At 66.3% G+C, this 14,701-nt stretch carries 14 protein-coding genes, 5 pseudogenes and 1 other annotated feature; of the genes and pseudogenes, 12 read left to right on the top strand and 7 right to left on the bottom strand.

Going from position 1 to position 14,701, the window contains the following annotated elements; genetic code table 11:
- Positions 1–5: 5 nt before the first annotated feature.
- From G6N31_RS09075 to G6N31_RS09065, 3 genes are read right to left on the bottom strand one after another with little or no spacing between them, the layout of a single operon-like run.
- On the bottom strand, positions 6–458 hold the full coding sequence (locus G6N31_RS09075) for a Zn-ribbon domain-containing OB-fold protein (protein WP_098004736.1): 453 nt from the start codon (positions 456–458) through the stop codon (positions 6–8).
- Entirely contained in the window at positions 455–1,609 is a 1,155-nt protein-coding gene (locus G6N31_RS09070) for an acyl-CoA dehydrogenase family protein (protein WP_098004737.1), read from the bottom strand. Before G6N31_RS09070 ends, G6N31_RS09075 begins: the two co-directional genes overlap by 4 nt.
- Complete coding sequence (locus tag G6N31_RS09065; RefSeq protein WP_098004738.1) at positions 1,606–2,424, bottom strand: SDR family NAD(P)-dependent oxidoreductase; 819 nt, start codon at positions 2,422–2,424, stop codon at positions 1,606–1,608. The genes G6N31_RS09070 and G6N31_RS09065 overlap by 4 nt, the downstream gene beginning before the upstream one ends.
- A 94-nt stretch (positions 2,425–2,518) precedes the next feature.
- Between G6N31_RS09065 and G6N31_RS09060 the strand changes: the two genes are divergently transcribed.
- Positions 2,519–3,355 (top strand): acyl-CoA thioesterase, encoded by an 837-nt coding sequence (locus G6N31_RS09060; protein ID WP_337373216.1) that lies wholly within the window; start codon positions 2,519–2,521, stop codon positions 3,353–3,355.
- 64 nt (positions 3,356–3,419) lie between these two features.
- Positions 3,420–4,361, top strand: coding sequence for a class I SAM-dependent methyltransferase (locus G6N31_RS09055; protein WP_098004740.1), 942 nt, complete (start codon positions 3,420–3,422; stop codon positions 4,359–4,361).
- A gap of 12 nt (positions 4,362–4,373) precedes the next feature.
- On the opposite strand, the gene G6N31_RS09050 is transcribed toward G6N31_RS09055, so the two are convergent.
- From G6N31_RS09050 to G6N31_RS09040, 3 genes and pseudogenes are all read right to left on the bottom strand, one after another.
- Positions 4,374–5,222: an SDR family oxidoreductase gene (locus G6N31_RS09050; protein ID WP_098004741.1), complete on the bottom strand. Its 849-nt coding sequence runs from the start codon at positions 5,220–5,222 to the stop codon at positions 4,374–4,376.
- A gap of 224 nt (positions 5,223–5,446) precedes the next feature.
- Positions 5,447–5,734, bottom strand: a pseudogene (locus G6N31_RS09045) (transposase); the annotation flags it as partial.
- A 31-nt stretch (positions 5,735–5,765) separates the two neighbouring features.
- A pseudogene (locus G6N31_RS09040) lies at positions 5,766–5,984 on the bottom strand (IS30 family transposase); the annotation flags it as partial.
- 49 nt (positions 5,985–6,033) lie between these two features.
- Between G6N31_RS09040 and G6N31_RS09035 the strand changes: the two are divergent.
- Both G6N31_RS09035 and G6N31_RS09030 read left to right on the top strand, forming a co-directional pair.
- Positions 6,034–7,294: pseudogene (locus G6N31_RS09035) on the top strand (IS3 family transposase).
- Positions 6,332–6,463, top strand: a sequence feature (AL1L pseudoknot). (Overlaps the previous pseudogene by 132 nt.)
- Before the next feature lie 80 nt (positions 7,295–7,374).
- Positions 7,375–8,639: pseudogene (locus G6N31_RS09030) on the top strand (IS30 family transposase).
- Positions 8,640–8,651: 12 nt separating this feature from the next.
- Here the strand turns inward: G6N31_RS09030 and G6N31_RS09025 are convergent.
- Positions 8,652–9,767 (bottom strand): annotated as a pseudogene (locus tag G6N31_RS09025) (IS30 family transposase); the annotation flags it as partial.
- A 116-nt stretch (positions 9,768–9,883) separates the two neighbouring features.
- Between G6N31_RS09025 and G6N31_RS09020 the strand changes: the two are divergent.
- The 8 genes from G6N31_RS09020 to G6N31_RS08985 all read left to right on the top strand — a co-directional run bounded on the left by G6N31_RS09020 (position 9,884) and on the right by G6N31_RS08985 (position 14,341).
- Positions 9,884–10,072: a hypothetical protein gene (locus G6N31_RS09020; protein WP_133117726.1), complete on the top strand. Its 189-nt coding sequence runs from the start codon at positions 9,884–9,886 to the stop codon at positions 10,070–10,072.
- Positions 10,069–11,163 carry an AAA family ATPase gene (locus G6N31_RS09015; protein WP_098006068.1) on the top strand — a complete coding sequence of 365 codons (1,095 nt, stop codon included), beginning with the start codon at positions 10,069–10,071 and terminating at the stop codon, positions 11,161–11,163. The genes G6N31_RS09020 and G6N31_RS09015 overlap by 4 nt, the downstream gene beginning before the upstream one ends.
- A gap of 78 nt (positions 11,164–11,241) precedes the next feature.
- Complete coding sequence (locus G6N31_RS09010) at positions 11,242–11,529, top strand: hypothetical protein (protein ID WP_098006066.1); 288 nt, start codon at positions 11,242–11,244, stop codon at positions 11,527–11,529.
- A 10-nt stretch (positions 11,530–11,539) separates the two neighbouring features.
- The gene (locus G6N31_RS27360; RefSeq protein ID WP_244962258.1) at positions 11,540–11,962 is read left to right on the top strand and encodes a hypothetical protein; all 423 of its coding nucleotides are present in this window, start codon (positions 11,540–11,542) and stop codon (positions 11,960–11,962) included.
- Between the two features lie 116 nt (positions 11,963–12,078).
- The gene (locus tag G6N31_RS09000) at positions 12,079–12,360 is read left to right on the top strand and encodes a hypothetical protein (RefSeq protein WP_098006064.1); all 282 of its coding nucleotides are present in this window, start codon (positions 12,079–12,081) and stop codon (positions 12,358–12,360) included.
- Positions 12,350–12,517 carry a hypothetical protein gene (locus G6N31_RS08995; protein WP_163722111.1) on the top strand — a complete coding sequence of 56 codons (168 nt, stop codon included), beginning with the start codon at positions 12,350–12,352 and terminating at the stop codon, positions 12,515–12,517. Before G6N31_RS09000 ends, G6N31_RS08995 begins: the two co-directional genes overlap by 11 nt.
- A 177-nt stretch (positions 12,518–12,694) precedes the next feature.
- Entirely contained in the window at positions 12,695–13,801 is a 1,107-nt protein-coding gene (locus G6N31_RS08990; RefSeq protein ID WP_098006062.1) for an HK97 family phage prohead protease, read from the top strand.
- A 9-nt stretch (positions 13,802–13,810) separates the two neighbouring features.
- A complete protein-coding gene (locus G6N31_RS08985; protein WP_165776277.1) occupies positions 13,811–14,341 on the top strand; it encodes a phage major capsid protein in 531 nt (176 codons plus the stop codon).
- Positions 14,342–14,701 lie beyond the last annotated feature (360 nt).

Below are 14,701 nucleotides of genomic sequence, written 5' to 3'. Positions count from 1 at the left end.
GGGAGTCAGCCGGCGGGGCGGAACAACGGCAGCCAGACCCGGCTGTCCTCGTCGCCGGACAGTGCAGTCCAGTCTTCGAAGAACACCTCGACGGCCATGCCGATCCGGATGTCGTCCTCGGATACCCCCACCACATTGGTGATCAGCCGGACATCGGGCTCGTCGTCGAGCTCCACGGTGGCCACGATGTAGGGCGGTTCGAAGCCGGGAATCCAGTTCTGCCGGTTGACGGTGTAGGCCGCCACGGTGGCCTGTCCCGACACCGGCTCGGGCGCGACATCGGTGCTGCGGCAACGCCAGCAGGCCGGTCCTGGCGGATGGAAGAAGTGCCCGCAGCTGTGGCAGCGGCTGATCAGCAGCTCACCTCGCTCGCCCCCGGTCCAGAAGGCCCGCGACTCGGCGGTGGGGCTGGGTGCCAGCCGCAGCTGCGGCCGCTGATATTCGGTGTCAGTCGTCACTTGGTGCCTCCCGTGGCGCTGAGCGACCGGCCGATGACCAGGCGCTGAATCTGATTGGTGCCTTCGAAGATCTGGGTGATCTTCGCTTCGCGCATATACCGTTCGACACGATAGTCGCGGGTGTACCCGTAGCCGCCCAGCACCTGTACGGCGTCGGTCGTCACCTTCATCGCCGCATCCGTCGCAACGAGCTTGGCCACCGAGGCGTTGCGTGAATACGGCAGGCCCGCGTCCCGGCGCCGCGCCGCATCCAGGTAGGTGGCTCGCGCGGAGTCCACCGCGGCGGCCATGTCGGCCAGCAGGAATGCCAGCCCCTGATGGTCGATGATCTTGCGGCCGAACGTCGTTCGCTCCTGTGCGTAGGCAACGGCCTCGTCCAACGCCGCCTGGGCCAGCCCGACCGCTACCGCGGCGATGCCCAGCCGTCCGGAGTCCAGTGCGCTGAATGCGATCTGCAGGCCCTGGCCCTCGGTGCCGATCCGTCGCTCGGCGGGGAGGAACGCATCGTCGTAGTGCGCGGTGGTGGTCGGAACTGCGTGCAGACCCATTTTCTGCTCGGGTGAACCGAACGACAACCCCTTGGTGTCCTTTTCCACCAGAAAGCATGAAATGCCTTGTCCGCCTGCGCTGGTACGCGCGAAGAGGCTGTAGAAATCGGCGATGCCGCCGTGGGTGATCCAGGCCTTGGCGCCGTTGATCCGATAGCCCCCGTCGGTGGCCGTGGCCTTGCACGCCAGGGCGGCCGCGTCGGAGCCGGCCTGTGGTTCGGACAGACTGTAGGCACCCACCTTGTGGCCGCTGAGCATGTCCGGCAGCCACGTGCTCTTCTGCTCGTCCGTGCCGAACGTGATCAGCGGGTGGCACGACAGCACGTGGACGCTGACCGCGACGGCCACCGCGGCCCACCGGGCGGCGAGTTCTTCGAGAACCTGCAGATACACCTCGTAGGGCTGTCCACCGCCGCCCCATTCCTCGGGATGCGGCAGGGTGAGCAGCCCGGTTTCACCGAGGATGCCGAAAACCTCGCCCGGGTACGTTTCGGACTTCTCGTGCTCGTCGACGATCGGATCGAGCACCTTGTCGGCGACATCGGCTGCCAGGCGGACCAATTCGCGCGCTTCGGCAGTGGGCAGGAGGCGGTCGACGCTCATCGTTCACCCTGCCACTGGCAGCCGGTCAGTTCGGCAGACAGCTCCCACAGTCGGCGCGCGCTGTCCGGGTCGATGGCCTTGTCCTTGAGCGTGGTGGGTTTGGGCTTGCCCGACTGGTGCATGAGGCCGCGCGGAGCGAGGTAGGTGCCGCTGGGCAGCGTCGTGGTTATCGCCTGAATCGTGGAACGCGCTCCGTCGGCCGGGCTCTGGGCGATACGCGGGGAGATCACCCGGCCGGCCCACTGCAGCGCACTCGAACCTTGCTGGGTGATCGAGGTGTTCGTCATGCCGGGGTCCGAAGCGTAGGCCGTCACGCCTCGAGCCGTCAACTCGCGCACGAACAGCAGATTCGCCAGCTTGGATTCCCCATAGGCCGCCCATGGGTTGTAGCGACGTCGTTCCCAGTTGAGGTCGTCGAAGTGAATCTGCGCGGCGGTGTAGTTGATACTCGCCACCGAGACCACCCGATCGCGGATCCGGTTGCCGAGAAGGCAGGTCAAGGCGAAGTGGCCGAGGTGGTTGGTACCGATGTGGGCTTCGAAGCCGTAGGCAGTGCGGGTGAGGGGAAGGCCAAGGACGCCTGCGTTGTTTACCAGCACGTCGACGGAGTCGACCGTATCGGCGAACTTGCGCACGCTGGCGAGATCCGCCAGGTCGAGTTCGCGCACCTCGACGTCGCCGGCCATGGTCTCGGCGGCCTCGTATCCTTTGTCCGGGGTTCGGCAGGCGATCATGACCTCGTGGCCGGCCGCGGCCATCGCGCTCGCGGTTGCCCTGCCTACACCACTGCTCCCGCCCGTGACGATGATCCGCACGTTTTGCGCATCCTCCTTCGCACTGATGTCTCGCTAAACAGTAAACTATTTATTGCTTTGATGAAATCAAGATTGGGGTTCAATGCTCGAGACCGTGGCCGAACTGCTGAATCTGCTCGAGCTCACGGTGCGGGGCACCGACGCCTTCGAGGGCACCCAGCCCGATTCGCCCAACCACCACATCGTGGGTGGCCACATCGCTGCGCAGAGCTTGATGGCGGCCAGTCGGACGGTTCCGGGCCGGACGCCGCACAGTCTGCACGTCTACTTCCTGCGGCGCGGCGATGCGCGTCAGCCGGTCCGGTTTGACGTCACCCGACTGCACGACGGGGGCACGTTCTCCGCGCGCCGCGTTGCGGCCACGCAGGGAGGGCAGATTCTCATGGAGGGGCTCGCATCGTTCACCTCCGGTGCCGACGGAGCCGACTATCAAACAGAGATGCCGAGCGCGCCCGCGCCGGAGGAACTCGTTCCAGTCGAAGAGCAACTTGCGCCCTATGCAGGAGAGTTCGGCGGCCGGTGGGCGGCCCCGCGCCCATTCGACACCCGCTACATCGATCCGCCGCCGCGCATTGCCATAGATCATGAGAAACCGGCGGAAGCGCTCAGCCGCATCTGGCTGCGGTCCCGCGGCGAGATACCGGCTGACCCCGTGGTTGCCAGTTGCGTGCTCACGTACCTCAGCGCGCTGACGCTGCTCGAGCCCGCGATGCGTCAGATGGAGAGATCGCCGATGGACGTGTCGGCGCTACTCGACCACACCGTCTGGTTTCATCGGTTCCCCCAATTTGCGGACTGGCTGTACTACGAGCAGAAGTCGCCGTCCGGGATCGGTGGACGCGCGTTGGTGACGGGCGCCATCTACAACCGTTCCGGAGGGCTAATCTGTACGGCTGGTCAGGAGGGATATTTTCCCGGACGCAGTATTTAGCTCATATAACCAATTGGCGTGATCGGCCGGTAGCTGGCGAGCGCCTTCAGAAGGGGCATCCCGCATGAGCAGAAGTGACAACGGCACCTGGGACATCACCGAAAGCGTGGGGGCCACGGCGCTGGGAGTGGCAGCGGGCCGTGCCGCGGAGACGATTAGCGACGATCCGCTGATCCGTGACCCGTATGCGCAGATGTTCCTGGATGCGGTGGGCGACAGCTCTCCCCATCTCTATGTGCATGACGGCGAACTGTCGCCCGAACTTGCCGAGATCGACCCGCGCATCGGTGAGTGGATGCAGGCCATGAGGGGATACGTGGCCTCGCGCACCCGGTATTTCGACGAGTTCTTCCTCGCCGCGGCCGGTACCGGGATCAGACAGGCGGTCATCCTCGCGGCCGGCCTCGATGCGCGGGCTTGGCGGTTGGACTGGCCGGCCGGCAGCCGGGTGTTCGAACTCGATCAGCCGAAAGTCCTGGAGTTCAAGACGTCGACGTTGGCATCCCAGGGCGTGGCGCAGGCGCCTGTGCAACTCAGCGTGCCGGTCGACCTGCGTCACGACTGGCCCGCCGCGCTACGGGCGGCAGGTTTCGACCCGACGGCGCCGACGGCCTGGTCGGCCGAGGGGCTGCTGCCCTACCTGAACTCGGCCGCGCAGGATCTGTTGTTCGAGCGGATCGCGGACCTCAGCGCGCCGGGCAGCCGGGTCGCCGTGGAGGCGTTCGCCGCTGATCTCTTCAGCGCTGAGAGCAACGCGCAGCGCGAGGCGCAGATGCAGCGGTACCGCGAGGTCGCGGCCAAGCTGGGGCGCGCGGACGTCCTTTCGACGGGCAGTCTGTTCTACGAGGAGGAGCGCAGCGACGTCGTCGAGTGGTTGTCCGAGCATGGCTGGCAGACCACCGCGATCGGCGGCGTCGACCTGATGGCGCGCAACGGTCGGGGGGTTGCCGCCGATCTCGACGACGCCACGCCGCAGAGCGTGTTCGTCGAAGGCCGCTTGTCCTAGTGCCCCCGGCGGTTACGGCTGGACGTATCCGGGTGGGTTGGGGGTGTCCACCCATAGGTCGAGGCCGAGGTCGGATCCGGGGATGCAGTCGTAGATGGACAGGTCGGTGACGCCGTTGGCGAGTAGGACGTCTTCGCAGAGCAGGCTTTGGCCGGTGTATTGGCGGGCTGGCTTGTTGAAGATCGTGTAGGCGGCGTCGGCGTACACGTCGGGTTTGCGGGCGCGGCCCATGGCTTCGTCACCGCCGAGCAGGTTCTGCACGGCGGCGGTGGCCACCAGGGTGCGGGGCCACAGCGTGTTGGACGCGATACCTGCCTCACGCAATTCCTCGGCGATACCCAAGGCGCACAACGTCATTCCGAACTTTGCCATCATGTAGGCGGTCGGCTTGAGCCACTCGGACTCGAGCCGGATTGGTGGGGACAGGGTGAGGATGTGCGGGTTCTCGCGGCCTTTCATATGGGGGATGCAGGCTTGGGATACGGCGTAGGTGCCACGGATCTGGATGCCATTCATTAGGTCGAAGCGTTTGAGCGGTATTTCTTCGATGGTGCCGAGGTTGATGGCAGAGGCGTTGTTGACGCATATGTCGATGCCGCCGAACTGTTGGACGGCCTTGGCCACTGCGGCTGCCACCGAGTCGCCGTCGCGGACGTCGCCGACGATCGGCAGGGCTTGGCCGCCGGCGTCTTCGATCTCTTTGGCGGCGGTGTAGACGGTGCCTTCGAGTTTGGGATGGGGTTCGGCGGTCTTGGCGACCAGCGCGATGTTAGCGCCGTCGGCAGCGGCCTTCTTGGCGATCGCCAGGCCGATACCGCGGCTGGCACCGGAGATGAACATGGTCTTCCCGGCAAGAGCCATGGTTCTTCACTCCTCAGTTCATACAGTTATATAGTTGGTTCATTTGTGAGGTGTAACCGTACAGCAGTGCGTGGGGCAGGCGGCATTGAGGTGGATCATGGATGCGAATCTAAACTTTGATCTCAATGCCTAACTCGAGGCGGCACCTAGCTGTACTGTGAACCCCCCGGCATGTCCAGAGGCTCTGATGTGCCCTGGGTTCGGTGGTGTCGCCATGCTTGGATTCAGGCCACAGGTTGGGCGGATTGATGCAGCAGTTCGAACTCTATCGGAGTGCGCATCCCGAGGGCGGAATGGCGCCGTTGGCGGTTGTGGAAGATCGCCAGATAGTCGAAGATCGCGTTGGCTAGTTCGATTCTGGTCTTCCAGCGTTTGCGGTTGAGTAGCTCGGTCTGCAGTCTGCCCCAGAATGATTCGATCATCGCGTTGTCGTAGCAGTCGCCGATCGAGCCCATCGACGGGACCAGCCCGGAACGCTTGGCCCGGTCGGTGAAGGCCCAGGAGGTGAATTGCCTGGGTTCAACCGGTCCTTGCAACACCGGGTTATTGGAGCGAGCGTGGCTGCTCTTCGAACACCTCGGCAGGCGTCTTCCAGTCGAGGCTTTTGCGGGGTCGGTTGTTCAGCGCGAGAGCGACCGCTTCGAGGTCTTCGGCGGACCACCGTGAGAGGTCGGTGCCCTTCGGGAAGTACTGGCGCAGCAACCCATTGGGGTTCTCGTTCGTCGGCCGCTGCCAGGGCGAGTGGGGGTCGGCGAAGTGAATCGCACTGGAAATACCGGAGGCTCCTGACCTTGGAAACGAGGATGCAGGTATGCCGAAGGAACAGTCAGCTGGCAAGCCCACGACGCGTCGCTATAGCCCGGAGGAGAAGGCTGCCGCGGTCCGGATGGTGCGCGCCTTGCGCGCCGAGCTGGGCACGACGCAGGGCACGGTGGCGCGGGTGGCCAACCAGCTCGGCTACGGGGTGGAGTCGGTGCGGTCCTGGGTGCGCCAGGCCGACATCGACGAGGGCGTGGCGCCCGGGTGTCCACTGCGGAGTATCAACGGCTCAAGGAACTCGAGCAGGAGAACCGGGAACTTAAGCGCGCCAACGAGATCCTGAAACGAGCAGCGAGTTTCTTCGGGGCGGAGCTCGACCGCCAACACAAGAAATAGTCGCCTTCATCGACGCCAACCGGGCTGAGTTCGGGGTCGAGCCCATCTGCACCGTCCTGCGCAACGCAGGAGTGTCGATGGCCCCGAGCACCTACTACGACACCAAGACCCGGCCACCGTCGGCGCGGGCCGTCCGCGACGCCGAGCTGGCACCGGCGCTGCGCACGCTGTGGGAGGACAACTACCGCGTCTACGGGGTCCGCAAGCTGTGGAAAGCCGCACGTCGGGACGGCCACGACGTGGGCCGTGACCAGGTCGCGCGCCTGATGCGCAGCCTCGACATCCACGGGGTGCGGCGCGGCAAACCCGTCAAGACCACCAACGCCGACCCGGCCGCGCCACGGCATCCTGACCTGGTCAACCGCCGCTTCACCGCGGCGGCGCCCAACCAATTGTGGGTGACGGATCTGACGTATGTGCCGACCTGGGCCGGGGTGGCCTACGTCTGCTTCATCGTCGATGCGTTCTCCCGGACGATCGTGGGATGGCGGGTGGCGTCGAACATGCACACCACCATGGTCCTCGACGCACTCGAGATGGCCCGGTGGTCACGCGGAACCACGTTGCCCGGCTTGACCTGCCACAGCGATGCCGGCTCGCAGTTCACCTCGGTGCGCTACGGCGAACGGCTCGCTGAGATCGGTGCGCTGCCCTCGATCGGATCGGTCGGGGATAGCTTCGACAACGCCCTGGCCGAGACGGTCAACGGCTACTACAAAGCCGAGCTGATCTACGGGCCGGCCCGCTCCGGGCCGTGGAAGACCGTCGAGGACGTCGAGCTGGCCACCCTGAGCTGGGTGTACTGGCACAACACCGCCCGCCTCCACAGCTACCTCGACGACGTCCCACCCACCGAGTTCGAGACCGCGTTCTACGATGCCCAACGGAGCGACCAACCCGTGGTCGCAATCCAATAGATCGAGCCTCCAGTAGAACCAGGGCGGTGGCGGTTTCAAGGGATCGATGCAACACCCGTCTTTGATTGAGGAGTGTTGTCATGGGTCGAGCTTTGTTGCAGTCACGGAAGCCGTTGTTTTGGGAGCAGATCCGTAATGGGTTGTTGCCCGAACATGCTGGTAGGGCCGTAGGAGTGTCGGCGACCTGCGCTCACCGATGGTTTCGGCAAGCTGGCGGTGTGAAACCGCGTGCGAGCAAACCCAACATCACCGGACCGCGTCCGCGGTTGACCTGCAGGACCGCATCGAGATACAGGTCGGCGTCCACGCCGGCGAGTCGTTGCGGTCCATGGGTCGTCGACTGGGCCGCCCAGCCTCGACGATCAAACGCGAAATCGACGCCAACAACGAGCTGCGGGCGCGTAAGAGCAACGCCCGTACATCGGGGTATCGCCGCAAACACGCCTTCGGAGCCCGCCAAAGCGGCAGAGCCGCCGTGGTGCAGTACCGCGCGCTGGCCGCCCACGACCGATCCGCCGACCGCGCGTTGCGGCCCAAGCCCGGCAAGCTGTCCCACAGTGACACCCTGCGTGATGAGGTGCAGAGTCGATTGGAGTCGCGGCACAGCCCCGAGCAGATCGCCCTACGGCTGCGCATCGACTTCCCCGACGATCCGGAGATGTGGGTGTCACACGAAGCCATCTATCGAGCCCTCTACGTGCAAGGACGCGGCTCCCTGCGCCGCGAACTGCACCAGTGCCTCCGGAGCAAGCGTGCGGTGCGTCGACCCCAGCACCAGGCCGCGACCCGCCGCGGACGCATCCCCGGCATGATCAACATCAGTCAACGCCCGGCCGAAGTGGCCGACCGGGCAGTGCCCGGACACTGGGAAGGCGACCTCATCCTCGGCTCCACCGCCTCGGCATCAGCGATCGGCACGCTGGTCGAACGCACGACCCGGTTCGTCATGCTGTTGCACCTGCCCGATGACCACACTGCTGAAAGCGTGCAGAACGCGATCGTCGCCAAAATCACCGAACTGCCCGAGCATCTGCGGCGGTCGCTGACATGGGATCAAGGCAGTGAGATGGCCAATCACCTCGCGATCGCCGCGGCCACCGACCTCGACATCTACTTCTGCGACCCGCACTCCCCATGGCAACGCGGCAGCAACGAGAACACCAACGGGCTCCTGCGCCAATACTTCCCTAAAGGCACCGACCTATCGATCTATCCGGCCCACTACCTCGACTACGTCGCCGCCGAACTCAACGGCCGACCTCGCAAGACACTGAACTGGAAGACCCCAGCCGAAGCCCTCAACGAACTACTCTCAAACTCACCACCTGTTGCATCGACTCCTTGAACCCAAGGGTTCAAAGAACACCTTCGTGCCCGTTTCGAGAGCGAACTGGGCGTGGCCGGAGAGTTCTTTGCCGCGGTCCCAGGTGAGCGTCTTTCGGAGCTGCTCGGGAAGCTTTGTCATTGATGCTACGAGCGCGTCGTTCATCGCGACGGCGCCGTAGCCGCCCAGCGCGGGACCGTTCTTGATCGGCGGTATCTCGCCATAGCCTTGCAGTCGCGGCAGGTGCACCAACAGGGTCGAGCGGCTCTTGCGTTCGACGATCGTGCCGATCGCGGACCGGCCTGTGCCGATGATCAGATCGCCCTCCCAGTGCCCGGGGACGGCGCGGTCGGCTGCCTCCGCGGGGCGCTGGGAGAACACGACGTCGGCGCTGACATGGCCTTGTGGGCGGTTCTGCGTGCGAGCCCGTGGCTGGCGCAGTGCGCGGCCGGTTCGCAGGCAGGTGACGAGTTCACGTTTGAGCGCACCACGGCCCCGGATGAACAGCGACTGGTAGATCGCCTCGTGGCTGATGCGCATGGACTCATCATCGGGGAAGTCGACCTTCAGCCGGTGCGCGATCTGCTCCGGGCTCCACGCAGTCGCCCACCGCCGGTCCTGGCGATGCGGTTTGTTCAGCCCCTTCCACGCGGGCGGCTGCGGCCCGACAACGATGCTGCCGTCGGGGCGGCGTACGTTTCCGGCGAGCCGTTCCTGGACGTACTCGCGCAGCTTGTCGTTAGTCGCGAGCCTGGCCGTTTTCGGCCGCTTCGCCGTCTGCTGGGCCTTCCACTGCGCCACCAGCGCCCGGTATTCCTGCTTGCCGCTGCGCGTGGCCGCGTTGCGGCGCAGTTCGCGGGAGATCGTTGCCGGGTCGCGGCCGATCCTGCGCGCGATCTCGCGAACGCCGATCTGCTTGGCACGCAGCAGCGCGATCTCCTCGCGCTCCTCGAAGGACAAGTAGCGGCCGGTGGGCACGGCAAGCGAGATCGGTGGCATGCCGCCAGCGTGGCGAAACCAACGGGTTCCGACCGGCACGGACACGCCCACTTTCAACGCCGCTTCGGCAGAGGTGATGCCCGTCGCGATCAGATACCAGAATTGCCGCTGCACCGCCCGTGAGGGCTCAGGCCGACCCGGCGAACGCATCGGCGGTCGCAACGCCCGATCCGCACGCCACTGCCGACGCGCACCCTCGGGCACATCACTGGTCTTCGCGGCCCAGTCTTTCGTCGCCACTGCGCAACACCTCCACGGCCAAGGTGTTGCGACGACCAGTTGAATCCGCCGTCGCCGGCTCGCTGCGCAGACGCATCGAATCCGCCGGAGTCGCGCTGCAGTCCGCCGCCCGCGAATCCTCCGAAGCCGAACTGTCCTCGCACGTGTCGATCCTGGCCCGCGTCATCGGTGACTGCGCCCAACGCCTCGAGCAGCTGCGCGGTGACCGCCGATGACGAGCATGTTCGATGCGCCGGCCTTCAGTGCTGACCCGGCGCGCCAGATCGTCTACGACGACGCGATCGAACCGCCACCGGACCTCGACGAGCACGCGGTCGGCGAATGGGAACCACCACCCGACGACACCGGCACCGCGGCCAAACCGCCGGGGCTGCAGTCGATGCTGCTGACCCGCTCGGCGCTGCGCCAGCTGCCCGACCCGCAACCGCTCATCGACGGCGTCCTCGACCAAGGCACCATCGCGCTGCTCTACGGGCGGTGGGGGACCGGCAAGTCATTCGTCGCGCTCGACTGGGCCGCCAGCATCGCCACCGGCCGCCGCTGGCAGAACCGGGCCACCGAGCGACGCCGAGTGCTCTACGTCGCCGCCGAGGGCGCGCACGGCCTCAAGCAACGCCTCGACGCGTGGGAAACCGGATGGCAGAACACCATCGCCGACACCGACGCGTTCGACGTTCTGCCCCAGCCGGTGAACCTCACCAGAACCGCCGAGGTGATGGAGCTGGAAGCTCTCGTCGCGACCAACGGTTACGGCCTGGTCGTCATCGACACCCTGGCCCGCTGCATGGTCGGTGGCGACGAGAACAGCGCACAGGACTGCGGCCTGGTCGTCGACGTCTTGCACCGGCTGCGCCGCCGCACACCAGACGGCCGCGGCGTGGTCCTCGGTGTGCACCACACCGGCAAGGACGGCAAGACGTTCCGCGGCTCGTCAGTGTTCGAAGCCGGCGCGGACACCGTCTACTCGGTCACCGTCGACGGAGCGGTCATCACTCTCGATCGGGAGAAGCGCAAGGACGGCCCGCGCCAGGACACCCATCACCTGAAACTCGACGCGATACCGGGCACGGAAAGCTGCGCGGTATCTGTCCACCGAGGGGTGGACAAACCGGAACGCGCAGAACGACTTTTGTCCACCTTTGTCCAGCATTTTGTCCACACCGGCGCCAGCAAGGCCGAGCTACGCAACGTCGCCGACATGTCAGCCGGCACATTCCACCGCGCACTATCTGACCTGCTCGCTTCCGGTGATCTGAACAACGACGGAACCGACAAACGGCCGTTCTACAAGGTGGCGCCGAAATGAAACTGTCCACCTTGTCCACCACTTGTCCACTCCACCGCCAAAACTGTCCACCACCCCCCTCTCTTTAGGGGTGGACAGATGGACAAACACGGCATGGACAAAGGCCGAAACACCATGAGCCGCAGACAGCGTCGACAACACGCACGCACCCATCCCGCCGCCGCGCAAATCCAACAACTGCGAGCCCGCGTCAACGCCACCGGACAACCCGGCGTGCTCTCCGGACTCACCGACGCCTGCCGCGACTGCCGCGCAGACGGGCAACTGATCCTGCTGCCCGGCGACCGGATCATCAGCCAGATATTCCACGACGACGGTTGCCCCGCCGCCACCGGAGTCGTCGACTGGAAACCGGTGAGCGTATGACCCCCAGCCCTTGCAACGTCGACGGCTGCAGCACCCCCACCTACGCCCGCGCATGTGCTGCAGCCACTACAAGCGATTCCTCAAAACTCGCCCACCCGGCGCCGCCAAACCGCGAGACAAGACCGCAGACACAGACACCACCAACCCTGGGCGCATATCTCTGGCCGACTTCCTCGCCGCTCTAGCCGCCGCTGTCCCGCCGCTGCGCGGTGCCCGCTGCCGCGGCCACGCCGAACTGTTCGACGCCACCATCGTCGGCCGCCGCGGCCACCACGCCGAGACACAGCAAGCCAGGGCCGCCGCCGTCAGCGTCTGCGCGGCCTGCCCAGCCCTGGACGCCTGCCGCGGCTGGCTCGACCAGCTGCCCACCGACGCGCGACCGCTCGGCGTCGTCGCCGGCCGCGTCATCACGTCCAGACGCGTGACCGCATGACCCCCGGTATAGGCCTGGGAATTTCCAGCAATGGAGGCGCTGCCCCGCGCGGCGGTGGGCTTTTTCACGCGAGCACAGATTTCACACCAATTTTCCGACTGAGAGGACAAAAACCCATGACGCAGTTCAAGCGCGGCACTGACCCCGAGTTCCACGACGCCACGATCCGGGCGGCGCGGTTCGTGGCCGCGATCCAGGCCGGTGAGAACGCCGAGTCCGCGGTGCCGCTGATCGAGGCCCGTAAGGCCGGCCGGATGGACCTGTTCGCGATCGCGCTCGGTGTGCGCTGCGCGCAGCTGACCGGTGAACTCTACGGCGACCGGGTGCAGGTGGAGCTCGACGGGTGGGCGATGGACGCGATGTTCATCGCCGAGAAGGACGCCGACGATGACCGTTGACCCCGAGGGTCAGGCCGATGAGACCGCGCGGCGCACGGTGCGGGTGCCGATCCGGCGCGGTGACAGCGTCTTCAGTTTCGACGAGCACGTCGAGGTCGACGTCGACAACGCTGCGTTGTGGGACGCAAGGTTGTGGCACGACAGGCCGCCGCGGTGACCGGGTGTTGTCGCTGCCCGCTGCTACGGTGGTGGTCGGAGAGTCAGCCAGCGCGGCGGCCGGGCCCGAATTGCGCCCCGCCAGCCGGCCCGCAAGACGATCCAGCGAGCACCGCCAGCAGTCGCGGCCGTGACTCGTTGTTGATCCCTCCACTTCTGATGTCCGAGAGGACGATTCATGCAACGTAAGTCAGTTGCGTTGTCGATCAAGAGTGCTGACGACCAGACCGGGACGTTTACGGGTCTGGCGTCGGTGTTCGACAACGTCGATGCTCACGGCGACATTGTGCGCCGCGGAGCGTTCACAAAGTCGCTGGCCGCCGGCCAGCCGGTGCCGCTGCTGTGGGAACACGGCGCGGCTGATCCGCGGAACTACGTCGGCGACGTCGTCGAGGCCACCGAAACCGCCGAGGGTTTGGCGATCACCGGCAAGTTCGACCTCGACACCGAGCACGGTGCCGCGGCGTACCGGAATGTGAAGGGCCGCCGCGTCGGTGGTCTGAGCATCGGCTACCGCGTCAATCATTCGACCAAGACCGCCGCCGGTAATGAGCTGACCGACTTGGACCTCGTCGAGGTGTCGGTGGTGGCTCGCGGCGCCAACGACCGCGCTCTGATCGGCGCGGTGAAGTCCGCCGGCCGACCGACCGCTCCGATCCGCGCGGCGCTGGCCCGCGCAGCAGTCAAGCGCTACCACGACACCCCGAAGGACGTATCACCCATGTTCGAAAACCGATTGGCAACCCTGACCAAGGACCGCGATTCGCAGCTCGCGCTCGTCAAGCAGATTCTCGACACCGCTGACGAGCTGCAGCGTGACTTGACCGCCGATGAGGCCGGCCAGGTCGAGGAAGCGACCGAGAAGGCCAAGACCCTCGACGGCGCGATCGCCAAGACAAAGGCCGACATGGCGTTCGTCGCCGAGGCGCGCAAGACCGCCGAGATCATCGGCGGCCTCGACGACATGGCCCGCGGCGCCAACGGTGACGTCGAGGGCGGGCACCTGGCGCTGACCGGCAAGCACGCCAAGGCGATGGCGCAGCGCGTCATCAAGGCCATGCCGCGCGACGGCAGCGGCACCAAGGCGCTGGCCGCCGGCCAGCAGACCACCTCGACGATCCTGCAGGCCGAGGTCGTCGAGACGGGCCGGCCGGCGGTGTCGGTGCTCGACGTGCTGCCGACCCGCGCTGTGACGCCGTCCTATTCGTTCCTGCGCCAGTCGGTTCGCACGCTGCAGGCCGCGCCGGTCGCGGCCGGCGGCACCAAACCGACGTCGACGGTGTAGGTGGTCGCGGTGGAGAACCGGCTGCGCGTCGTCGCGCACGTCTCCGAGGCCATCGACCACTACCTGCTCGGCGACAACGTGAACCTCGAGCGGTTTGTGCAAGACGAACTGGTCTATGGGTTGCGCGTCGCGGTCGAGGCGCAGATCCTCGCGGGCGCGGGGACCGGCGAGAACATGACCGGCATCCTGAACACCTCCGGTGTCGTGGTGCAGGCGTTCGCCACCGACGCGCTGACCACCGTCCGTAAGGCCATCACCACGCTGGAAGCCAGCGGTTACACCCCCGGTGTGATCGTGCTGCACGCCAACGACTGGGAGGCCATCGAGCTGCTGACCGTGACGTCGGGAGCTACCGATGTGCGTGGTGTGCCGATCGACCCGGTCGCGCGCCGGCTGTGGGGTGTGCCGGTGGTGCTCAACCAGGGCCTCGGCGAGGACACCGGCCTGGTGATCGGTGACGGCGCGGTGACCGTCGACCACGACGGCCAGGTCGAGGTGAAGTGGTCCGACGCCGTCTCGGATGACTTCGTGAAGAATTAGGTGCGGTGCCGCGTCGAGGGCCGGTTCGGTGTGTCGGCGAATCAGCCCGGCGCTGTGGTGAAGGTCGCGACCGCCGCCGAGTAAGACCGGGTGCGGCGCGCTGCTGGTGCACCTCGTCATCGGCACGCCGGCAGCCGCCGCACCCACCCAACGGGGTGCTCATTTCCAGCGGTCCCAACCCTGGCCGACGCCGCGGTGTCGTCCGTTTTCGCCAGCAGCACTCGGGCTGCACATGTGTCGACACACCCACACATGCCAGGGGGCGCCACAATCGCCAGCCAGACCGCGCGGTGGCCGACCTCCGGCGGTGGGCGGCCTCTCCCCCCCGGAAGAACTGCGGAAATTTCGGAACACCCGCCA

Source organism: Mycolicibacterium duvalii (genome assembly GCF_010726645.1).
Classification (GTDB): Bacteria; Actinomycetota; Actinomycetes; order Mycobacteriales; family Mycobacteriaceae; genus Mycobacterium; species Mycobacterium duvalii.
Note: the sequence above shows the minus strand (reverse complement) of the source record. Positions and strands in the feature narration are given on the sequence as shown.